We start from the raw sequence: 21,431 nt of genomic DNA, 5'->3' as shown, positions 1-21,431 counted from the left end.
TTTTCTTCCGTACCCCTCGCCTTTTTCACCCTCCTCAGCAGTAGGGTTTTATTTCTTATGATCAAATCTTTGCGTTCAGTGTTACTTGCCAGTGTTGTCTTGCCCCTGGCCTTTTCCGTTTCCGCTGCTCCCGTCAATAACACCCTGCCACCCAGCGTTGCGCAGGCCTTGCAGAAGGCCAAGCTGCAAAATACCGCGCTGTCCCTGGTGATGCTGCCCCTGAACGGCCCTGGTACCCCTACGGTTTTCAACGCCGACGTCTCGGTGAACCCGGCTTCCACCATGAAGCTGGTCACCACTTACGCGGCCCTGGAAATGCTCGGCCCCAACCATCAGTGGAAGACCGAGTTCTACACCGATGGCACCCTCAGCGGCGGCGTATTGCGTGGCAACCTGTACCTCAAGGGCGGCGGCGACCCCAAGCTGAACATGGAAAAGCTCTGGCTGCTGATGCGCGACCTGCGCGCCAATGGCGTTCAGCAAGTCACCGGCGACCTGGTGCTGGACCGTAACTTCTTCAACCAGCCGCAATTACCCGAGTTCAACGACGACGGCAACGATGAGAACAAGCCGTTTCTGGTCAAGCCCGACGCCTTGCTGGTCAACCTAAAGGCCCTGCGCTTCGTGACCCGCAATGATTCGGGGCGGGTGATCGTATCGGTCGAGCCGCCGATTGCCAGCATTCGCATCGACAACCAGGTGAAAGTCACCAACGCCAAGCAGTGCACCGGTGACGTGCGCTACAGCCCGGTGACCGCCGCCGACGGCAGCGTGACCGTGACCGTCAGCGGCCAACTGGGTGATGGCTGCAGCTCGCAGACTTACCTGTCGCTGCTCGACCACGCCACCTACACCGCAGGCGCCGTGCGGGCGATCTGGAAAGAGTTGGGCGGTACCATCCAGGGCCGTGATATCCAGGCACCGGTGCCCAAGGATGCAAAAGTCCTGGCTCGCGCCTTCTCACCGGACCTGGCGGAGATCATCCGTGACATCAACAAATACAGTAACAACACCATGGCCCAGCAGTTGTTCCTGAGCCTGGGTGCACAGTTTCGCAACGATGCCGATGGCGACGATGCCAAGGCCGCGCAACGTGTCGTGCGCCAGTGGCTGGCCAAGAAAGGCATCACCGCGCCGCACCTGGTGATGGAAAACGGCTCCGGCCTGTCACGCGCCGAACGGGTCAGCGCCCGCGAGATGGCGGCCATGCTGCAAGCGGCGTGGAAAAGCCCTTATGCGGCGGAGTACATCAGCTCGATGCCGATCGCCGGCACCGACGGCACCATGCGTAAACGCCTGAAAACCACCGCCCTGCGCGGCGAAGCCCATGTGAAGACCGGCACCTTGAACACCGTACGCGCCATCGCCGGCTACAGCCGCGACAACAATGGCAATACCTGGGCGGTGGTGGCGATTCTCAACGACTCCAAGCCTTGGGGAGCCTCGTCGGTGTTGGATCAGGTGCTGCTGGACCTGTATCGCCAGCCGAAGGCCGTTGCGGCCGCGCCGGTCCTCTAAGCACCCCATTACCCTGTCTGATCGTTCCCACGCTCTGCGTGGGAATGCTGTTCTAGACGCTCTGCGTACGCGCTCAAGGCGTGACGCGGAGCGTCTTAGGATGCATTCCCACGCAGAGCGTGGGAACGATCATTCAAGCATCAGGGCTTCCTCGACCCGGTCCCTGCCCGCCTGCTTGGCCACGTACACCGCCGAATCAGCGCGCAGCAGCAACCCATCAATGCCTTCGTCAATCCGCCAACTGGCCACGCCGAAACTGGCGGTAACCACCCCCACCGTTTCCATCGACGCATCACGCAACGACTGCCACAACTGCACCGCCAGGCTGTATGCCTGCGCGCCATCGGTGTTGGGGCACAGCACCACGAACTCCTCCCCGCCGATCCGGCAAAACACATCGGTGCGGCGCAAGCGTTGGCCGATACGCTTGCACAACTCCTGCAACACGCTGTCGCCCACGGCATGGCCGTGCTGATCGTTGATGCGCTTGAAGTGGTCGATATCGAGCATGATCAACGACAGCGCGCCAGATATACGGTTGAGCCGAAGCATTTCGCCCTTGAGACGATCCTGGAAATAGCGCCGGTTATAGATCCCTGTCAGGGAGTCGGTGATGGACAACGCGCGCAGTTCTTCCTCGACCCGTTTGAGATCAGAAATATCCGATACATAACCGTGCCAAAGCGTACCGCCTCCCGGCAACTCTTCCGGCGTCGCTTCGCCGCGAATCCAGCGCAGGCCTCGCTGGGGTAATTGCACGCGGTACTCTTCTCGCCAATGGCTCATTTGCAACGCAGAAAGGCGTATCGACGCACGCACTCGCTCCAGATCCAAAGGGTGAATGCGCTCCAGGACCGTGCGCGCATCCTTCTGCAGCATGCCCAGCTCGATTTCATAGATATCGCGCATGCCTTCGCTGGCATAGATGAAACGCCCGTTGTCCTGGGGCTCCAGGGTGAACTGGAAGATGCCACCAGGCACATGGGCGCTGAGTTTTTTCAGCAGGCGGTCGCGGACGGCAAGGGCCTCATAGGCGCGCTTTTGCTCGGTGACATCCAGGTAAATCGCCAGGTGCCCGACCCATAGGCCATGGTCATCCAAGAGCACGGTCGGCAACATGTTGACCGTCAACTGGCTGCCATCCTTGCGCACCAGCGTCCACTCACGTCCTTCATGTTGACTGTCCGGGCTCTCCACCAGCATCGCCTGACTCGCTGGAATGCGCTTGCCCAGCGCCCTGCTCAACGCCTCGGCGCGGGCGTCGAGTTCCACGGCCACATGCAGACGGTCCAAGGTCATATGCCCAAGCACCTCCTCGGCCTTGAAGCCCAACATCTGTTCGGCACCGGCATTGAAGGTGTTGATCACACCGCGCAGGTCAGTGGCAATGATCGCCACTTGAGTCGCCGCATTCAACACGCTGCGCAGTTGCCCATGGGCGCCACGCAACTCCTGCTCACGGGCACGTAATTGAACGGTGCGTTGCTCCACCAATTTCAGTGCGCGCTGGCGCTGGCTGACCAACATGTAAAGCAGCGCACTGAGCAAGGCGCTGAGCAACACACCCATCGCCAGAATGGCGTGCATCGAAGAATGGTTGGCCCTGTCGAACACTTCGCTGGCGCTCAGGCTAAGAGCGTACACATGATCGCCCAGGGAGAGGCGGCGTGCAGCCGTCAAGCCACTGCTGCCCAAGGCGTTACTGGACGCATATAACACCCGTTGCTGGGTGTCGGAGGTGTCTACGATCTGCATCACCAGGTTGTCACGGTTGGGCCTGGGCAACCCCTCGGCCACCAGCTGGCGCATGCTGATAACCGCCATCACAAAACCATAAGGCTCGGCCCCCGCGACTTTGCTCACGGGCGCCACCAATAACACGCCTGCCGCATAAGCGGGCTCCACCCCCACCAATTGCATGGGCTGTGACACCGCCAACTGGCCGCTTTGTTGTGCACGCTCCAGCGCTGCACGGCGCAGGGGCTGCGCCAGCAAATCAAAGCCCAGCGGCGAGCCCAGCAAACTTTGCGTCTGGCTGTACAGCACCGGTACGTATTCATCGCGCTCAGCCGCTGGCGCCAATTCACCGGAGGTATTCAGTTCGCGGATACTGAAGGGAATGCCACGCTGGCGAGAAATGTCCTGTTCAAACAGGCTGCGCTGCGTGCGAAATATCCGTGGTGCCCACGCATAAGCACGGGCATGCAACAACAGCGGTTTGGCGAAACCGTCGAACTCGTTGCGGGACACCTCGCCGGAATTGACGAAGAAACGCTGCAGGCTGCCCAGGCGTTGTTCCTGGTCTTCAAAACGTTCCTGGATGCGGCTGTAGCGCTCGTTGACCAGCAACTGGAACCGCTGGCGCACCTGTTGCTGATACAGGTCGGACGCCGCCCACGCGACGACCACCGTCAGCGCGCTACCAACCACTAACACCACCAATGCCACCAGCCAAGCCGATGCCTGCTCACTGATAAAACCAAGGATTTTCGGGCGAACGACTTGCATCGGCATAGGCAACACTCACAGCGCCAGTGTGCGGGGGTGTCACTTTGGCTAGGGCTTAAGTTATAGCCATCGGTCATGGGTTTGACCAGCGCAAAACCGTCAACTGGCTTATTGTGGCGAGGGAGCTTGCTCCCGCTCGGGTGCGAAGCGCCCGCAAGTTTCCGGGGCCGCTGCGCAGCCCAGCGGGAGCAAGCTCCCTCGCCACAGAAGCTCGCTCCTATAGGGGGAAATCAGCGTGCGGTGATTTTCCAGGCGCGGTGGATCTTGGCATTGCGCGCAAAATCCGGGTCGATGGTCTTGTCGCTGATCTCCTCGACCGCATAGCGTTCGCTGAGGTTGTCTTCCAGCTGGAACTTGCGGAAGTTGTTGGAGAAGTACAGCACGCCACCCGGCGCCAGGCGCGCCATGGCCAGGTCGAGCAACTGCACATGGTCACGCTGCACGTCGAAGATGCCTTCCATGCGCTTGGAGTTGGAGAAGGTCGGCGGGTCGATGAAAATCATGTCGAATTCATCGCGGCTCGCTTCCAGCCACGCCATCACGTCACCCTGTTCCAGGCGGTTCTTGTCGGAGAAGCCGTTGAGGGAGAAATTGCGACGCGCCCAGTCCAGGTAGGTCTTGGACAGGTCGACGCTGGTGGTGCTGCGCGCGCCGCCCTTGGCAGCATGCACACTGGCTGTGGCGGTGTAGCAATACAGATTGAGGAAGCGCTTGCCCGCCGCTTCCTTCTGGATGCGCATGCGCATTGGGCGATGGTCGAGGAACAGGCCGGTGTCCAGGTAATCGGTGAGGTTGACCAGCAACTTAACGCCGCCTTCACTGACCTCGGTGAATTTACCTTGGGCACTCTGACGCTCGTATTGCTTGGTGCCGCTCTGACGCTCACGACGCTTGACCACCACACGGCTCTTGTCGACGTTCAGTGCCTGGGGAATTGCCGCCAGGGCATCGAACATGCGGGCCGAGGCTTTTTCCGGGTCGATGGATTTAGGCGCGGCGTATTCCTGTACGTGCACCCAATCGTGGTACAGGTCGATGGCCATGGAGTATTCAGGCATGTCGGCGTCATACACACGGTAGCAATCAACCCCTTCGCGCTTGGCCCATTTGCCCAACAGCTTGAGGTTCTTCTGCAGGCGGTTGGCGAACATCTGCCCGCCTTCGCTCAAGCGCGCCTGTTCCACCACGGGGGCCGGGGCGGGCTTGATCGGGTTGCCGTTCTTGTTGTACTGACGCTCTGCCGGCTCGCTCGGGGCCTGGTCGTAGGCCGCTTGCTCACGTTCGGCCTGACGCTGTTCAGGAGTGCGGCGCTCGCCCGTGACGAACTGATCCGGGTTGACCTTGATCAGCAGCAACTTGCACGGCAATGCGCCGTTCCAGAACGAATACTGTTTGTGGCTACGGATACCCATGCGCTTGCCCAGGTCCGGCGCGCCGGTAAACACCGCCGCTTCCCAGCCCATGCAGGCCTGGCGCAGGCGCTCGCCGAGGTTCTGGTAGAGGTACAACAGGCTGGCTTCATCACCCAAGCGCTCGCCGTAAGGTGGGTTGCAGATGACCAGGCCTTTCTGGTTCTGGTCCGGGCGCGGCTCGAAAGTACCGACTTCGCCTTGGTACACCTTGATCCAATGGCTCAGCCCGGCGCGCTCGATGTTATTGCGAGCAGGCTGGATCAAGCGTGGGTCGGCTTCATAGCCACGCACCCACAACGGCGGCTTGTTCATGCCGATAGCGGCGCGCTCAGTGGCTTCTGCGTGCAGTTTTTTCCACAGCGCCGGGACGTGGCCCAGCCAGGTGGTGAACCCCCACAGTTCACGATTGAGGTTGGGGGCCATGTCGGCGGCGATCATCGCGCCCTCGACCAGAAAGGTACCCACACCGCACATCGGGTCTGTCAGCGCGCCGCCTTCGGCCGCAATACGCGGCCAGCCGGCGCGGATCAGGATCGCCGCCGCCAGGTTTTCCTTCAGCGGTGCCGCACCCTGCTGCAGGCGGTAGCCGCGCTGGTGCAGGCTGTGGCCGGAAAGATCCAGGGACAGGATGGCTTCGCCACGGTCCAGGCGCAGATGAATGCGCAGGTCAGGATTGATCTTGTCGATGGACGGACGTTCGCCGGTCGGGGTGCGTAGTTTGTCGACGATCGCATCCTTGACCTTCAGGGCGCCGAAGTGGGTGTTGTCGATGCCCGAGCCGTGCCCGCTGAACTCCACCGCGAGGGTACCGTCGGGGACCATGTGGTCAGCCCATTCGATGTCCAGCACGCCGTGGTAAAGATCTTCGGCGTCCTTCATCGGGAAGCGCTTGAGCACCAGCAACACACGGTTGGCCAGGCGTGACCAGAGACACAGGCGGTAAGCGGTTTCCATGTCGGCCATGCCGCGCACGGCCGAGGTGTGCTCGCGGGCTTCCTCAAGGCCAAGCCCGACGGCTTCCTCGATCAGCAGGCCTTCGAGGCCCTTGGGGCAGGTGAGGAAGAGTTCAAAACGGTCCGACATGGGGCATTCCAGGCTTTTCAGCAATAAGTGAACAGGCGACGCATCGCCGGTTCGGTTTTCAATCAAGCACTTTTCTCGAAGAGTGCTCGCGTGGCACGAATGTGCCGTTCCACCCCGTCTGACGGGCCCTTGAGCCTTTATTGGCGAGGCAGAAGAAGAATGTTGTGCAACAAAAAGAAATATTCCGACCCTTCGTCGAATAATAACCGACTGCAACAGGCGGTCATTCTCACCAAGGGATTAAACCTTTCCTCTGTGCAGGGCACATCATAGCTGGCTTTGCCCTATAAAAGGGGCGAATAACCATCCCAGCTTATGGCTATAGCATCGTTATCGTTACGTGCTTATGACAAAACGATCATTGAATACATGTGACCTATTGGTTAGAACTCAACACAGGTTGGCGCCGTAACGGTGCCGACACATCGGCTCGCCACGCCGGCAGCGAGCCCACCAACGGCAGAAAAACTCTGCCCGGCCTTGGACAAGGCCGAAGGATATCTAGACAGTCAACAAGTGAGGGAAACACCCTATGAGAAGACTTAAGCGTGATCCGTTGGAAAGAGCATTTTTACGCGGATATCAATATGGCGTTCATGGAAAATCCCGTGAGCTTTGCCCATTTACTCTACCGTCGGTACGCCAAGCCTGGATCAACGGCTGGCGAGAAGGACGCGGCGACAACTGGGACGGTATGACTGGCACTGCGGGCATCCACAGACTCAACGAACTTCACGCCGTCGGCTAATCAGGGGCACTTTATTCCGACACACATCTCTGAACGAGTAACGACTTAACCACGCGCGCCCCATCCGGGCGGCGGGCTTCGGCCCAGGGGCTCCTTTATGGAGCCCTTTTTATTGCCCAGCAGATTGTCAGCGCAAGGCAGCGATGGCATCCACCGACTGGCGAATCAATGCCGGGCCTTTGTAGATGAAGCCGGAGTACAACTGCACCAGGCTGGCGCCGGCCGCGATCTTCTCAGCCGCGTGTTTGCCTTCGGTGATACCGCCCACCGCGATGATCGGCAAACGCCCGGCCAACTCGGCCGCCAGCACCTTGACGATATGGGTGCTCTTGTCACGCACTGGCGCGCCCGACAGGCCGCCCGCCTCGTCACCATGGGCCAGGCCCTCGACACCCATGCGGCTGAGGGTGGTATTGGTTGCAATCACCGCGTCCATCCCTGAATCCACCAGGGCCTGGGCCACCAGGACGGTTTCTTCATCGCTCATGTCCGGCGCGATCTTGATGGCCAGCGGCACACGCTTGCCGTGACGCACGGCCAGGTCTTCCTGGCGCTGGCGCAAGGCTTCGAGCAGTTGCTTGAGGGAATCGCCAAATTGCAGGCTGCGCAGGCCCGGAGTGTTGGGCGAGCTGACGTTGACGGTGACATAGCTGGCGTGGGCATAGACCTTGTCCAGGCATATCAGGTAGTCATCCACCGCACGTTCCACAGGGGTGTCAAAGTTCTTGCCGATGTTGATACCCAGTATGCCGGTGTATTTCGCCGCCTGAACCCGCGACAGCAGATGGTCGACGCCGAGGTTATTGAAGCCCATGCGATTAATGATCGCCTCCGCTTCCGGCAGGCGGAAAATGCGGGGCTTGGGGTTGCCCGGTTGCGGCCGTGGGGTCACGGTGCCGATTTCGACAAAGCCGAAACCCAACTGCGCAAACCCGTCGATGGCGGCGCCGTTCTTGTCCAGACCGGCTGCCAGCCCGACCGGGTTGGGGAAGTCGAGCCCCATCACCGACACCGGCATTTTCGCCGGTGCCTTGCATACCAGGCCATTGAGCCCCAGGCGGCCACCAGCACCGATCAGGTCCAGGGACAGATCGTGGGAGGTTTCCGGGGAGAGTTTGAACAACAGCTGGCGGGCCAGGTTATACATGGGCGGGCTAGACTCGGATGGCGGTAAAAGGTGGCGGTGATTATAGCCGCGGCGGTGGGTTGCATGCGAGGCATGACACTCGATCTCATTGACGCTGCGCCATCAAGGCCTCATAGCGCACCCAGATCCTCTCGGCGTAGCGCAGGCGTAATGCCTCACGCTGAGGGCCAGGGCCGGGCCCAACGTTGTAAGCGCCCACTGCCGTCCAGTTGTAGCCAAAACGCTGTATAAAATCGGCAAGAATCGAGGCGCCTACTTCCACCGACAGGCAAGGTTCGTTCAACAACCGCTCTTCGGTAATACCCTGCTTGAGCAAACGAGGCAGGTGAATGCTGTTTATCTGCATCAAGCCAATATCCCGTGTGCCGTTTCGGTTGCTGTAGTTCATCGCTTGCGCACGGTAACCCGACTCGACTGAGGCGATAGCCTGCAGTAACTCTGGCTCGAGATCGTAGCGGCTGGCCGCCTCTTCCCAGCAATAGGCCCATGCCGGGTTACAGCCCATCAGCACACTGAACAACAGGCCTCTGCCCCCGACCCTAACTTTTAACATTACTGGCCTGACCACAGACGGCGCACAGGTGCAGGACAGCCCTCGGTTGATCACCCACCCGTACCGGGCATGTAAAGCGATAGCCCTTGCCATAAATAGTCTTGATAAAGCCTTTGTCGGCCCTCAAATGCTTGCGCAGGGAATAAATACAACGCGTAAGTGACTCATCGGCTACCTCGCCCCGAGGCCAGGCCAGTTCCAGCAAGCGGTCCTTGGTCATCAGTGCGCCACCGGAGGCCAGCAGCAACCTCAGCACCTGCCCCTCCTTGGGAGGCAGCTGTATATCCGCATCCGCGCCTATCAAAGGACCATCGCCGTGCAAGGTCCAGCGAGCGAAGACCAGGGATGCCGCCGTTTCTTGCGTCACGACGGCCATACGCACCTCTGTATCGACTACTGACATTCAAATCCTTACTGTGTGAACCGGCTCACCTGCCATTGGCACGACTATAAAAACCGCCCCGCAGACTCGCGTTAGGAAAAAACCCATTCAATGGTTTTTTTTGGGCCGCTGCCGGTCAGACAAATCGCTTGCACCCCTTATCGCGACAGCCACTCCTGGAAAGTCTCCTGCAACTCAACCCCTAGCCGGTCCTCCAACTGCACCAACTCACCTAACGCCATCAATTGTCCATTGACCCGCACCTCCACACATCGTGTGACGCCTGGGTCCAAGGGCAGCACTTTTCCCGGCGCGAACGCGGCCAAACGCTTGCGGCTGATCAATTGCTCCTGCAGCAGTATTTCCAGGTGCATGGACAAATGCCTTTTCAGGGGGAAAACTCGCGCTCCGTCCGTAGGAACGCACGTTGCACACGCTCATATTGCGCGGCGGTCAACTGAGGTGGCCCGGCCTGCGAGTAGCCACCACCGGCATGCGCCTGCCCTGGCAAGGTTTCATTCAGCACCTGGGCCACATCCAGCTCGGCCAGCAGTTTCTCGATAACTTTCACCTGGGCAGGCGAGCCCTTGATCAACACACTGTTGGTATCCGGATAGGCCAGCAACGCAAGGCGGCCGTCGGCCAACTGGACCCTCTGCGCCTGGGATAGCCGGGCATGGATCATCGAGAGCATGCCTGGTACCAGGCCCCTGTTGGTACCCACGCCGTGCGGGTGATCTTCCACCGGGAAATTGACCACTTGCACCACGCCAAATGCAGGCGGGCGCTCTGGCGCCTTGCGAGGGGGTCGATCCATCAGTTGCGTCAGCCGCAATATATGATCGACATAGCTCGGAGGCCCGGACACGTAGAACATGCGCGCCCCGTTTGCGCGCAGCGGATAACGCGGCTCATCCAGCCCTGCACGCCGCATGATGCCACGCAGCCTGTCGACACTAATATGTTGCAGCGCCACCGCCGAGCTTCTCGCTTCGTCGGCAGCGTAGACGTGCAACACTTGGCCATCGCTGTGCCAGATCAAGCCTTCGCGCGCGGCGAGCGTTTCAATGACCTGTTGCGGCGCCGCAAAATCGAACGCTCCGCTCACCTGCCTACTAGCCACGGCACGGCTGGTCACCACGGGCAGGCCCAATGACACAGACAACGCAGCAAAGAAAGCCGGCAGCCCCTCATCCTGTGCCTGGTACACCTCGCCACAGGCCGTGCGACTGCCCAGCAACAGCGCGGCGCACAGCAGCACGCTGTACAGCCAGCGGCAATTGAGGGTTGCGAGGAAATCAGCGTGCACCGTGGGAATGCCTGGCGGTCTGGCCTGAGGAAGCGGCCATACTGCGAGGCGCACGAGGTTCAATCATGATGGAAAGTTGACGGCCAGTTGCACCGACCCACCCATGGCATGTGCCTTGCTATGCACTCTGTATCAGGCTCGCACCAACGGCGGTACGGGCCTACGGACAGAGGCGTCGTTTCCCTGCAATGGCCTGTAACGCCAGCCTGGGAAACGGCGCTTTTTTTTCAGAAAAGGCAGGTATTGATGAACGATCCGCTGGCTTGGGTACACGGCAGCGATGCCCCGGAAAAGAGCAGCCTGGATCTTGGGTTCATGGCCCTGACCGATTGCGCCTCGCTGGTGGTCGCCGCCACCCAGGGCTTCGCCCAACCTTACGGCCTCACACTCAACCTCAAACGCCAGGCGTCCTGGGCCAACCTGCGCGATAAGCTGGTCAGCGGTGAACTCGACGCCGCCCACAGTCTCTACGGGCTGATTTATGCCGTACACCTGGGCATCGGCGGCGTCGCCGCCAGCCCCATGGCAGTGCTGATGGGGCTGAACCAGAATGGCCAGGGCATCAACCTGTCCCACGGCCTGCAACAGCAAGGCGTGATCACTCCTGAGGCGTTGAAAGGCCATGTGCACCAAAGTCGGACAAAACTGACCTTCGCTCAGACGTTTCCCACCGGCACCCACGCCATGTGGTTGTATTACTGGCTGGCGAGCCAAGGCATTCACCCATTGCAGGATGTGAACAGTGTGGTGGTGCCGCCGCCGCAAATGGTGGCGCACCTGCAAGCCGGACGCATCGATGGACTTTGCGTGGGTGAACCCTGGTGCGCCAGCGCAGTGCAACAGAACCAGGGCTTTACCCTGGCGACCAGCCAGGCAATCTGGCCGGACCACCCGGAAAAAGTCCTGGGCTGCACCCAAGCCTTCGCTGACGCGTACCCCAATACCGCACGCGTACTGGTCATGGCGATCCTCGAGGCCAGCCGGTTTATCGAGCAGAGCCGTGAAAACCGCCGCTCTACCGCCCAGTTGCTCAGTGCCAGTGAATACCTCGACGCACCTGTGGCCTGCATCGAACCGCGCCTGCTGGGGCACTATGACGATGGCCTGGGCAACCACTGGCAGGATCCCCATGCACTGCGCTTTTTCGCCGACGGCGAGGTGAACCTGCCTTACCTCAGCGATGGCATGTGGTTCATGACCCAGTTCCGGCGCTGGGGCTTGCTGCGGGAAGACCCTGACTACCTGGGCGTTGCCCGGCAAGTTCAGCAATTGGCACTGTATCGCCAGGCTGCCGAGGCGGTGGGCATTAACGCAGGCGAATCGGACATGCGCCGCAGCCAGTTGCTCGATGGCAAGACCTGGGACGGCAGCGACCCCGCTGGCTACGCCCGCAGCTTCCACCTGCATGCCCTGGCCGATGATGCCAATCGCCAAGCGCTGCGCTGACAGGAGCCCGACGATGCTGCGAATCCTGTTGATCAACGACACCCCGCGCAAGGTCGGGCGCCTCAAGGCCGCATTGACCGAGGCCGGCTTCGAGGTGATCGATGAGTCCGGCTTGACCATCGACCTGCCCGCACGCGTCGAAACAGTGCGTCCTGATGTGATCCTGATCGATACCGAGTCACCCGGGCGCGATGTGATGGAGCAAGTGGTGCTGGTCAGCCGCGATCAGCCACGGCCCATCGTGATGTTCACCGACGAGCACGACCCTAATGTGATGCGCCAGGCCATCAAGTCCGGCGTCAGTGCCTATATCGTCGAAGGCATCCAGGCCCAGCGCCTGCAACCGATCCTCGATGTGGCCATGGCGCGCTTCGAGAGTGACCAGGCCCTGCGCGCCCAGCTTCATGCCCGCGACCAGCAACTGGCCGAACGCAAGCGCATCGAGTTGGCCAAGGGCCTGCTGATGAAGATGAAGAGCTGCAACGAGGAAGAGGCCTACACCCTGATGCGCCGCCAGGCCATGAGCCGTCAACAGAAACTGATCCAGGTGGCGGAGCAGATTATTGCCATGAGCGAGTTGCTCGGCTGATCTGGCTCAGCTCTTGCTAAAGAATTATCACAGGTAGCCAACGGCGGTTGCCCCCTCACGACAAAGACGTCGCCCACCCGGTTTGCCCTCGCGAACCCGGTGGCGGCGTTTTTTCGTTTCTAGACCCCCAACCGTTGAGGTGCGTGATGAAATCAAGCTTCTGGAAATCCGGGCACACCCCGACCCTGTTTGCCGCGTTCCTGTATTTCGACCTGAGCTTCATGGTCTGGTACCTGCTGGGCCCCCTGGCGGTGCAGATTGCCGCTGACTTGCACCTGACCACCCAACAGCGCGGCCTGGTGGTGGCCACCCCAATCCTGGCGGGCGCGGTACTGCGCTTCTTGATGGGGATGCTGGCCGACAAGCTGTCGCCCAAGACCGCCGGGCTGATTGGCCAGGTGATTGTGATCGTGGCGCTGTTCTGCGCCTGGAAACTGGGGATCCACAGCTACGAACAAGCGCTGCTGCTGGGCATGTTCCTGGGCATGGCCGGTGCGTCCTTCGCGGTCGCCCTGCCTTTGGCGTCACAGTGGTACCCCGCGGAGCATCAGGGCAAGGCTATGGGCATCGCCGGCGCCGGTAACTCCGGCACCGTGTTTGCGGCGTTGCTGGCGCCCGTGCTGGCGGCCGCCTTTGGTTGGAGCAATGTATTCGGCTTTGCGCTGATCCCACTGGTGCTGACCCTGATCGTATTCGCCTGGCTTGCGCGCAATGCGCCTGAACGGCCGAAAGCCAAATCCATGGCCGACTACTTCAAGGCCCTGGGCGACCGCGACAGCTGGTGGTTCATGTTTTTCTACAGCGTGACCTTCGGCGGGTTTATCGGCCTGGCCAGCGCCCTGCCCGGCTACTTCAACGACCAGTACGGCCTGAGCCCGGTGACCGCCGGCTATTACACCGCCGCCTGTGTGTTCGGTGGCAGCCTGATGCGCCCATTGGGTGGCGCCCTGGCAGACCGATTCGGCGGGATCAAGACCCTGCTCGGCATGTATAGCGTGGCGGTGATCTGCATTGCGGCAGTGGGGTTCAACTTGCCCAGCTCCTACGCAGCCTTGGCGCTTTTTGTCTGCACCATGCTCGGCCTGGGCGCCGGCAATGGCGCAGTATTCCAACTGGTGCCGCAGCGTTTTCGCAGTGAGATCGGCGTCATGACCGGCCTGATCGGCATGGCCGGTGGCATCGGTGGCTTCGCCCTTGCGGCGGGCATGGGCGCGATCAAGCAGAGTACTGGCAGCTATCAACTGGCCCTGTGGTTGTTCGCCAGCCTCGGTGTGTTGGCCTGGTTCGGCCTGCATGGGGTGAAACGGCGCTGGAGAACCACCTGGGGTTCGGCCGCCGTGACCGCCGCCCGCGTCTGATGAGCCTGCAACTGAGCGTCGCCCAGGCCAGTGCCATCGGCCCGCGCAGCGAGAACCAGGATGCGCTGCGGGTGGTCACGCCCATGGCGGAACTGGCCGCGAGCAAAGGCTACCTGTGCGCACTGGCCGACGGCGTCAGCCAGTGCGCCGACGGTGGCCTGGCCGCACGCTCGACCCTGCAGGCCCTGGCCCTGGACTACTACGCTACGCCACAGACCTGGGGCGTGGCCCAAGCGCTGGAGCGCTTGTTACTGGCGCAGAATCGCTGGTTGCAAGCCAACGGCGGCGGCCAACCGTTGCTCACCACCCTCAGCGCCCTGGTGTTTCGCGGCCAACGCTTCACCCTGGCCCATGTCGGTGATTGCCGGGCGTATCGTTGGCTTGACGGAGAGTTGCAACGCATCAGCGAAGACCATGTGTGGGAACAGCCGGGCATGCAACATGTGCTCAAGCGCGCCCTCGGCCTGGATCAGCATCTGGTGCTGGATTTCCTCGATGGCCCATTGCGCGAGGGCGAGTGTTTCCTGCTACTCAGCGATGGGGTGTGGGCCACGCTGGGCGATCACAGCATCGGCGCGATCCTGCGCGAACAAAGCGACCTCGAGCTGGCCGTCAACACCCTGGTCAACGCCGCCCACCTGGCGGGTAGTCAAGACAACGCCAGCGCCTTGCTGGTGCGCATCGATCAACTCGGCGCGGCCACCCTCGGCGACGCCTTGGTGCAGTTGCAGCAATGGCCACTGCCGCCACCGCTGAAAGTCGGGCAAACCTTTGAAGGCTGGCAGGTGCAAAGCGTGCTGGCGCAGAGTCGGCAGTCGTTGCTGTACCGCGTGCACGACGCCCAGGGGCAACCCTGGCTGCTCAAGACCTTGCCGTTGCGTTGCGACGATACCGACGCCGCCCAGGCCTTGTTATCGGAGGAATGGTTTCTGCGCCGGGTCGCCGGCCGGGCCTTTCCCGAAGTGCATGCCGCCAGTGGCCGTCAGCATTTGTACTACGTGATGCGCGAATACGCCGGGCAAACCCTGGCCCAACTGTTCCAACAACAGGGCCCGCTGCCGTTGGCACAATGGCAGTCGATTGCCGAACGCTTGCTGCGCGCCGTGGGCCTGTTGCATCGCCGGCAGATCCTGCACCGCGACATCAAGCCAGAAAACCTGCTGCTGGGAGAAGATGGCGAACTGCGGGTGCTGGACTTCGGCCTGGCCTATTGCCCCGGGCTCTCCGAGGACCGTGCGCAACTGCTGCCCGGCACCCCGAGTTTCATCGCGCCCGAGGCGTTCGCTGGCGAGCAGCCTACGGCACAACAGGACTTATATAGCGTCGGCGTGACCTTGTATTACCTGCTGACTGGGCATTACCCCTACGGTGAAATCGAGGCCTTCCAACGGCCCAGGTTTTCCCAACCCGTCAGCGCCAGCCGTTATCGCCCCGACTTGCCGGAATGGTTGCCACACAGCCTGGAACGAGCGGTGACCGCTGTCTCGGCCCAACGTTATGAAACCGCCGAAGAATGGCTATTGGTGCTGGAGCAGGCCGATCGCCGCGAATTGAGCGTACGCCCACGCCCTTTGCTCGAACGCGAACCCTTGAAAGTCTGGCAGACCCTGGCGATGGCTTCGCTGCTACTCAATCTGGTGCTGCTGTACTGGCTGATGCACCACTAGCGGGCAGAATCCGTCAACTCTCCGTGTAAACGCCCAGTAAACCTGGGCTATAGGGACTTGGCACAGCTGCTGCATTAACGTTCTCAACACCCCACATATAGCCGCTCCTTCAACGACGAAGGGCCGAGCTTCCCGAGAGAACGGGACCAGGACAAAGGCGTCCTCGCTAGCTGACTAGCGGGGATGCCTTTTTTGTTTGCGCACGATTTGTCGAGCCATTGCGGAGAACGACATGAAAAAACTCAAACTGGTGATGATCGGCAACGGCATGGCCGGGGTTCGCACCCTTGAAGAACTGCTCAAGCTGAGCAACGAGCTGTACGACATCACCGTGTTCGGCGCCGAGCCTCACACCAACTACAACCGCATCCTGCTGTCGCCGGTACTGGCCGGTGAACAAACCTTCGAAGAGATCGTGCTCAACGACCTGGATTGGTACCTGGACAACAACGTCAAACTGCTGCTCAACCGCAAAGTGGTGCAGATCGACCGAGTCAAGCGCAAAGTCATCGCCGAAGACGGCACCGAGGCCGAATATGACCGCCTGCTGATCGCTACCGGGTCCACGCCGTTTATCCTGCCAATTCCCGGCAACAGCTTGCAGGGCGTGATTGGTTACCGCGACATTGCCGATACACAGGCGATGATCGACACCGCCAAGACCCACAAGCATGCGGTGGTGATCGGCGGCGGCCTGCTCGGCCTGGAAGCGGCCAACGGCCTGATGCTGCGCGGCATGCACGTGACGGTGGTGCACATCGGTGAATGGCTGCTGGAGCGGCAACTGGACAAGACCAGCGGCCAGCTACTGCAAACCGAACTGGAAAGTCGCGGCCTGGTGTTTCGCCTGTGCGAGCAAACCCAGGCCCTGCACGATGCCGGCAATGGCCGCGTCGGCTCGGTGCAGTTCAAGAATGGCGACATCATCCCGGCCGACCTGGTGGTGATGGCTGCCGGCATCCGCCCCAATACCGAACTCGCGGAAAAGTCCGGCATCCCCTGCAACCGTGGGATCCTGGTCAACGACACAATGCAAACCTACGACCCGCGTATCTATGCGATCGGTGAATGCGCCAGCCATCGCGGCATCGCCTATGGCCTGGTGGCACCCTTGTTCGAACAGGCCAAGGTCTGCGCCAACCACCTGGCCCAATTGGGCTTTGCCACTTACAAGGGCTCGGTGACCTCGACCAAGCTGAAAGTCACCGGCATCGACCTGTTCTCCGCCGGCGACTTCATGGGCGGCGAAGGCACCGAAACCATCACGCTCTCCGACCCGATTGGCGGCGTGTACAAGAAGCTGGTGATCAAGGACGACATCCTGGTCGGCGCCTGCCTGTACGGCGATACCGCCGATGGCGGCTGGTATTTCCGCCAGATCCGTGAGAACCACGCCATCGGTGAAATCCGCGATCATCTGATGTTCGGTGAAAATGCACTCGGCGATGTCGGCCACCAAGGCCAGGACAAAGCCATGAGCATGGCCGACAGCGCCGAAGTCTGCGGCTGCAACGGTGTGTGCAAAGGCACCATCGTCAAGGCGATCCAGGAACAAGGGCTGTTCAGTGTCGATGAGGTGAAAAAACACACCAAGGCCGCCAGTTCCTGCGGCTCCTGTGCCGGGCTGGTCGAGCAGATCCTGATCAACACCGTGGGCGGCGCCGCCGACGTCAAACCCAAAAGTGAAAAAGCCATATGTGGCTGCAGCGACCTCAACCACGGGCAGATCCGCCAGGCCATCCGCGAGCAGCACCTGCTGACCATCGACAGCACCATGCGCTACCTGAACTGGCGCACCCCCAATGGCTGCGCCACCTGCCGCCCGGCCCTCAACTATTACCTGATCTCCACCTGGCCCGGCGAAGCCAAGGACGACCCGCAATCGCGGCTGATCAACGAACGGGCCCACGCCAATATTCAAAAAGACGGCACCTACTCTGTGGTCCCACGGATGTGGGGCGGCGTGACCAATCCTTCGGAGTTGCGCCGCATCGCCGATGTGGCCGACAAGTACAACGTGCCGATGGTCAAGGTCACCGGCGGCCAGCGCATTGACTTGCTCGGTATCAAGAAGCAGGACTTGCCAGGGGTATGGAAGGACCTGGATATGCCGTCCGGGCATGCCTATGGCAAATCCATCCGCACCGTCAAAACCTGTGTGGGCAGCGAGTTCTGCCGGTTTGGCACGCAGAACTCGACGCAACTGGGCATCGAGCTGGAGCATGACCTGTTCAACATGTGGTCGCCTCACAAGGTCAAGTTGGCGGTCTCCGGGTGCCCACGCAACTGCTCGGAAGCGGGCATCAAGGACGTAGGCATTATCGGTGTCGACTCGGGCTGGGAGATGTACATCGGTGGCAACGGCGGGATCAAGACCGAAGTCGCGGAGTTCTTCGTCAAGGTGAAAACCGCCGAGGAAGTACGCGAATACAACGGCGCATTCCTGCAGCTATACCGCGAAGAAGCCTTCTACCTGGAGCGCACCGTGCACTACCTGCAGCGGGTGGGCATGGAGCATATCAAGAAGGCTGTGCTGGAAGACCCGGCCCGCCGCCAGGCCCTCAATGAGCGTTTGCAGTTCTCGTTGTCATTCGAGCAGGACCCGTGGAAAGAACGCCTGGAACAGCCGCTGCTGAAAAAGGAATTCGACGTGATCCCCGTCAAACAACTGGAGGTCTCGCTATGAACTGGCTGGATATCTGCGCGCTCAATGAAATCAACGCCCTGGGCTCGCGCATCATCAGCGGGCCGAAAGGTGACATTGCGATTTTTCGCACCAGTGACGATGAAGTCTTTGCCCTCGACGACCGCTGCCCACACAAAGGCGGGCCGCTGTCCCAAGGCTTGATCTACGGCAAGCGGGTGGCCTGCCCGCTGCACAACTGGCAGATCGACCTGGCGACTGGCCAAGCCCAGGCCCCGGATATCGGCTGCGCCCACCATCATCAGGCCCGGGTCGAAAACGGCCGGGTGATGCTGGCCCTGCGGGACGCGGGTTGATGAACCGCCAGACCACCGCGTCCACCTGTTGTTATTGCGGGGTGGGCTGCGGCGTGCTGATCGAGCATGACGGCGAACAGATCGTGGGGGTGCAAGGCGACCCCAGCCATCCGGCCAACTTCGGCAAGTTGTGCAGCAAAGGCGCGAGCCTGCACCTGACCGGCGACTTGAGCGCCCGCGCTCTTTACCCGCAATTGCGCTTGGGCAAAGAACTGGCGCGCACCCGCACCGACTGGGACACTGCCCTGGACCACGCGGCCAACGTGTTCGCCGATACCATTGCCGAACACGGGCCCGACAGTGTGGCGTTCTATATCTCCGGGCAACTGCTGACCGAGGACTACTACAGCTTCAACAAGCTGGCCCGCGCATTGGTGGGCACCAATAATATCGACAGCAATTCTCGGCTGTGCATGTCTTCGGCGGTGGTCGGCTACAAGCGCAGCCTGGGCGCCGATGCGCCGCCGTGCAGCTATGAAGACCTGGAAAACAGCGACTGCGTGATGATCGTCGGCAGCAATATGGCCTACGCCCACCCGGTATTGTTCCGACGCCTGGAGCAAGCCAAGGCGCAACGCCCGCAGATGAAAGTGCTGGTGATTGACCCTCGGCGTACCGACACCTGCGACTTGGCCGACCTGCACTTGGCCATCTTGCCGGGAACGGATGTGGCGTTGTTCCACGGGATTTTGCATTTACTGCTGTGGGAAGACTGGATCGACTGTGCGTTTATCCAGGCCCATACCGACGGCCTGGCCGAACTCAAGCGCCTGGTGCATGACTACACGCCACAGATGGTCACGCAGCTGTGCGGCATCAGCGTCGAACAACTGCGCCTGTGCGCGCAGTGGGTCGGCACCTCCAGCAGCTTTTTGTCGCTGTGGTGCATGGGGCTTAACCAATCCACCGCCGGCAGCGCCAAAAACAGCGCGTTGATCAACCTGCATCTAGCCACGGGGACCATTGGCCGGCCGGGCTGCGGGCCGTTTTCCCTGACCGGCCAACCGAACGCCATGGGCGGGCGCGAAACCGGTAGCCTGTCCAACTTGCTGCCGGGCCACCGCGAAGCGGCCAACCCTGAACACCGCGCTGAAGTAGCGGCCTATTGGGGCGTGGAACAACTGCCCGCGACTACGGGCCTTACCGCCATCGAACTGTTTGAACAGGTGCAGGCTGGCAAGATCAAGGCGTTGTGGATCGCCTGTACCAACCCAGCCCAATCGCTGCCCGACCAGAACGCGGTGCGCGCCGCTTTGGCAGCGTGCCCGTTCGTGGTGTTGCAGGAAGCGTTTCGTACCACCGAAACCGCCGCCTATGCCGACCTGCTACTGCCCGCCGCCAGTTGGGGTGAAAAAGACGGCACGGTGACCAACTCCGAGCGGCGTATTTCCCACGTGCGCCGTGCCATCAACCCACCGGGTGAAGCACGCGCGGATTGGGCGATCACGGTGGATTTCGCACAGCGCCTGGAGCGTCGTCTGCGTCCGGGGTTGCCGAGCCTGTTCGCCTTTGAGCAAGCGGCGCAGCTGTTTGATGAATTCAAGTCACTGACCCAAGGTCGTGACCTGGATATGTCCGGCATCAGCCACGCCCTGCTCGACCGGCTCGGCCCGCAGCAGTGGCCCTTTCCCGAGGGTGCGCAAGCGGGTACGTCGCGCCTGTACACCGACGGCATTTTCCCTACTGACACGGGCCGGGCGCGATTTGTCGCCGAGCCTTACCGCGCCGCCAAGGAACAGCGCGATGCGCGATTCCCCCTGACCCTGATCACCGGTCGCCTGCGTGATCAATGGCACGGGATGAGCCGCACCGGCACGGCAGCGCAGCTGTTCGGGCACGTCAGTGAAGCATTGTTGAGCCTGCATCCGGATGAGCTACGCCGCCACCGCTTCAAAGAGGGTGACCTAGTCAGCCTGAAAAGCCGTCGCGGCAGCGTGATCGTCGCCGTCGGCAGCGATGACAGTGTGCGTCCCGGCCAAGCGTTTCTGCCCATGCACTGGGGCGACCGCTTTCTCAAGGGCGGCGTCAATACCCTCACTCAACCGGCGTTCGACCCTTTGTCCAAGCAGCCGGAGCTCAAGCACAGCGGTGTGCGCCTGGAAGCAGTGCAACTGCCGTGGCAGCTGTTTGCGCTGATCGAAGGCGATGTACAGCAGCACTTCGAAGCCTTGCGCCCACTGTGTGAAACCTTTGCCTACGTCAGCCTGAGCCTGGCTGGCCGTGAACGCCCCGCGTTGCTGGTGCGCGCCGCGCATACCGAGGCGCCCGACCTGCAACTCTTGACCCGTATCGACCACCTGCTGGGCCTCAACGACGGCCCGGTAATGGCCTATGACGATCCGCGCCGCTCAATCGGCAAGCGCGTAAAAATCGAGAAAGGTCGCATCACCGCCCTGCGCCTGGCCGGCGAAACCCTGGCCCGTCACTGGCTGCAAAGCCTGTGGCTGGAAGGCCGGGCCGACGAGCAACTGCGGCGCTGGTTACTGGCGCCCTTGAGCGCGCCGCCGGGCGGTACCACGGCCAGCAACAAGATTGTGTGCAACTGCAAGAACGTCAGCGAAAACGCCGTGTGTGCCGGTATCGGCAGCGGCCTGGACCTGAATGGCCTCAAACAGGCCCTGGGCTGCGGCACCCAATGCGGCTCCTGCGTGCCGGAAATCAAACGTCTTTTGGCCAGCAACCCGCAGCCAATCGCCATCAGTGTTTAAGGG

General features: G+C 61.4%; 16 protein-coding genes. 9 read left to right on the top strand and 7 right to left on the bottom strand.

Annotated features, from left to right (window positions below):
- Positions 1–57: 57 nt before the first annotated feature.
- Positions 58–1,518, top strand: a complete 1,461-nt coding sequence (dacB, locus tag HBO10_RS12300; protein ID WP_034128373.1) for a D-alanyl-D-alanine carboxypeptidase/D-alanyl-D-alanine-endopeptidase — start codon at positions 58–60, stop codon at positions 1,516–1,518.
- A 129-nt stretch (positions 1,519–1,647) separates the two neighbouring features.
- Here the strand turns inward: dacB and HBO10_RS12295 are convergent, their stop codons facing one another.
- A complete protein-coding gene (locus HBO10_RS12295) occupies positions 1,648–4,032 on the bottom strand; it encodes a GGDEF domain-containing protein (RefSeq protein WP_060765343.1) in 2,385 nt (794 codons plus the stop codon).
- 224 nt (positions 4,033–4,256) lie between these two features.
- Entirely contained in the window at positions 4,257–6,521 is a 2,265-nt protein-coding gene (gene rlmKL / locus HBO10_RS12290) for a bifunctional 23S rRNA (guanine(2069)-N(7))-methyltransferase RlmK/23S rRNA (guanine(2445)-N(2))-methyltransferase RlmL (protein ID WP_034128371.1), read from the bottom strand.
- Positions 6,522–7,053: 532 nt separating this feature from the next.
- On the opposite strand from rlmKL, the gene HBO10_RS12285 reads away from it, so the two are divergent.
- Positions 7,054–7,269 (top strand): ribosome modulation factor, encoded by a 216-nt coding sequence (locus HBO10_RS12285; protein ID WP_002553055.1) that lies wholly within the window; start codon positions 7,054–7,056, stop codon positions 7,267–7,269.
- Between the two features lie 127 nt (positions 7,270–7,396).
- On the opposite strand, the gene HBO10_RS12280 is transcribed toward HBO10_RS12285, so the two are convergent.
- From HBO10_RS12280 to HBO10_RS12260, 5 genes are all read right to left on the bottom strand, one after another.
- Complete coding sequence (locus HBO10_RS12280) at positions 7,397–8,416, bottom strand: quinone-dependent dihydroorotate dehydrogenase (protein ID WP_034128370.1); 1,020 nt, start codon at positions 8,414–8,416, stop codon at positions 7,397–7,399.
- Positions 8,417–8,501: 85 nt separating this feature from the next.
- Positions 8,502–8,921 carry a transglycosylase SLT domain-containing protein gene (locus HBO10_RS12275; RefSeq protein WP_096143572.1) on the bottom strand — a complete coding sequence of 140 codons (420 nt, stop codon included), beginning with the start codon at positions 8,919–8,921 and terminating at the stop codon, positions 8,502–8,504.
- Positions 8,922–8,955: 34 nt separating this feature from the next.
- Positions 8,956–9,345: a winged helix-turn-helix domain-containing protein gene (locus HBO10_RS12270; RefSeq protein WP_169922008.1), complete on the bottom strand. Its 390-nt coding sequence runs from the start codon at positions 9,343–9,345 to the stop codon at positions 8,956–8,958.
- A 164-nt stretch (positions 9,346–9,509) separates the two neighbouring features.
- Positions 9,510–9,725, bottom strand: coding sequence for a FliM/FliN family flagellar motor switch protein (locus tag HBO10_RS12265; RefSeq protein WP_034128368.1), 216 nt, complete (start codon positions 9,723–9,725; stop codon positions 9,510–9,512).
- 14 nt (positions 9,726–9,739) lie between these two features.
- The gene (locus tag HBO10_RS12260; protein ID WP_230633871.1) at positions 9,740–10,660 is read right to left on the bottom strand and encodes a secretin N-terminal domain-containing protein; all 921 of its coding nucleotides are present in this window, start codon (positions 10,658–10,660) and stop codon (positions 9,740–9,742) included.
- Positions 10,661–10,906: 246 nt separating this feature from the next.
- On the opposite strand from HBO10_RS12260, the gene HBO10_RS12255 reads away from it, so the two are divergent.
- The 7 genes from HBO10_RS12255 (at position 10,907) to HBO10_RS12225 (ending at position 21,428) form a co-directional block, all read left to right on the top strand.
- Positions 10,907–12,106: a CmpA/NrtA family ABC transporter substrate-binding protein gene (locus HBO10_RS12255; RefSeq protein WP_034128367.1), complete on the top strand. Its 1,200-nt coding sequence runs from the start codon at positions 10,907–10,909 to the stop codon at positions 12,104–12,106.
- A gap of 13 nt (positions 12,107–12,119) precedes the next feature.
- Positions 12,120–12,695 (top strand): ANTAR domain-containing protein, encoded by a 576-nt coding sequence (locus HBO10_RS12250; protein ID WP_003193274.1) that lies wholly within the window; start codon positions 12,120–12,122, stop codon positions 12,693–12,695.
- 146 nt (positions 12,696–12,841) lie between these two features.
- On the top strand, positions 12,842–14,053 hold the full coding sequence (locus tag HBO10_RS12245) for a nitrate/nitrite transporter (RefSeq protein WP_032903097.1): 1,212 nt from the start codon (positions 12,842–12,844) through the stop codon (positions 14,051–14,053).
- On the top strand, positions 14,053–15,720 hold the full coding sequence (locus HBO10_RS12240; RefSeq protein WP_034128366.1) for a bifunctional protein-serine/threonine kinase/phosphatase: 1,668 nt from the start codon (positions 14,053–14,055) through the stop codon (positions 15,718–15,720). Before HBO10_RS12245 ends, HBO10_RS12240 begins: the two co-directional genes overlap by 1 nt.
- 232 nt (positions 15,721–15,952) lie before the next feature.
- Entirely contained in the window at positions 15,953–18,406 is a 2,454-nt protein-coding gene (gene nirB, locus HBO10_RS12235) for a nitrite reductase large subunit NirB (RefSeq protein WP_034128365.1), read from the top strand.
- Complete coding sequence (gene nirD / locus HBO10_RS12230; protein WP_034128364.1) at positions 18,403–18,720, top strand: nitrite reductase small subunit NirD; 318 nt, start codon at positions 18,403–18,405, stop codon at positions 18,718–18,720. The genes nirB and nirD overlap by 4 nt, the downstream gene beginning before the upstream one ends.
- The gene (locus HBO10_RS12225) at positions 18,720–21,428 is read left to right on the top strand and encodes a nitrate reductase (protein ID WP_034128363.1); all 2,709 of its coding nucleotides are present in this window, start codon (positions 18,720–18,722) and stop codon (positions 21,426–21,428) included. Before nirD ends, HBO10_RS12225 begins: the two co-directional genes overlap by 1 nt.
- Positions 21,429–21,431 lie beyond the last annotated feature (3 nt).

Origin of the sequence: Pseudomonas sp. WS 5503, from assembly GCF_012985385.1 — a bacterium.
GTDB classification, from domain to species: domain Bacteria; phylum Pseudomonadota; class Gammaproteobacteria; order Pseudomonadales; family Pseudomonadaceae; genus Aquipseudomonas; species Aquipseudomonas paracarnis.
This window is presented reverse-complemented; position numbering and strand designations above follow the sequence as displayed.

Excerpts from the sequence above, each read along its gene's own strand:
- HBO10_RS12250 (WP_003193274.1), top strand. The coding sequence starts at position 12,120 with ATGCTGCGAATCCTGTTGATCAACGACACCCCGCGCAAGGTCGGGCGC.
- HBO10_RS12295 (WP_060765343.1), bottom strand. The coding sequence starts at position 4,032 with ATGCCGATGCAAGTCGTTCGCCCGAAAATCCTTGGTTTTATCAGTGAG.
- HBO10_RS12245 (WP_032903097.1), top strand. The coding sequence starts at position 12,842 with ATGAAATCAAGCTTCTGGAAATCCGGGCACACCCCGACCCTGTTTGCC.
- HBO10_RS12270 (WP_169922008.1), bottom strand. The coding sequence starts at position 9,345 with ATGGCCGTCGTGACGCAAGAAACGGCGGCATCCCTGGTCTTCGCTCGC.
- dacB (WP_034128373.1), top strand. The coding sequence starts at position 58 with ATGATCAAATCTTTGCGTTCAGTGTTACTTGCCAGTGTTGTCTTGCCC.
- HBO10_RS12285 (WP_002553055.1), top strand. The coding sequence starts at position 7,054 with ATGAGAAGACTTAAGCGTGATCCGTTGGAAAGAGCATTTTTACGCGGA.
- HBO10_RS12225 (WP_034128363.1), top strand. The coding sequence starts at position 18,720 with ATGAACCGCCAGACCACCGCGTCCACCTGTTGTTATTGCGGGGTGGGC.
- HBO10_RS12265 (WP_034128368.1), bottom strand. The coding sequence starts at position 9,725 with ATGCACCTGGAAATACTGCTGCAGGAGCAATTGATCAGCCGCAAGCGT.
- rlmKL (WP_034128371.1), bottom strand. The coding sequence starts at position 6,521 with ATGTCGGACCGTTTTGAACTCTTCCTCACCTGCCCCAAGGGCCTCGAA.
- HBO10_RS12275 (WP_096143572.1), bottom strand. The coding sequence starts at position 8,921 with ATGGGCTGTAACCCGGCATGGGCCTATTGCTGGGAAGAGGCGGCCAGC.
- HBO10_RS12240 (WP_034128366.1), top strand. The coding sequence starts at position 14,053 with ATGAGCCTGCAACTGAGCGTCGCCCAGGCCAGTGCCATCGGCCCGCGC.
- nirD (WP_034128364.1), top strand. The coding sequence starts at position 18,403 with ATGAACTGGCTGGATATCTGCGCGCTCAATGAAATCAACGCCCTGGGC.
- HBO10_RS12255 (WP_034128367.1), top strand. The coding sequence starts at position 10,907 with ATGAACGATCCGCTGGCTTGGGTACACGGCAGCGATGCCCCGGAAAAG.
- nirB (WP_034128365.1), top strand. The coding sequence starts at position 15,953 with ATGAAAAAACTCAAACTGGTGATGATCGGCAACGGCATGGCCGGGGTT.
- HBO10_RS12280 (WP_034128370.1), bottom strand. The coding sequence starts at position 8,416 with ATGTATAACCTGGCCCGCCAGCTGTTGTTCAAACTCTCCCCGGAAACC.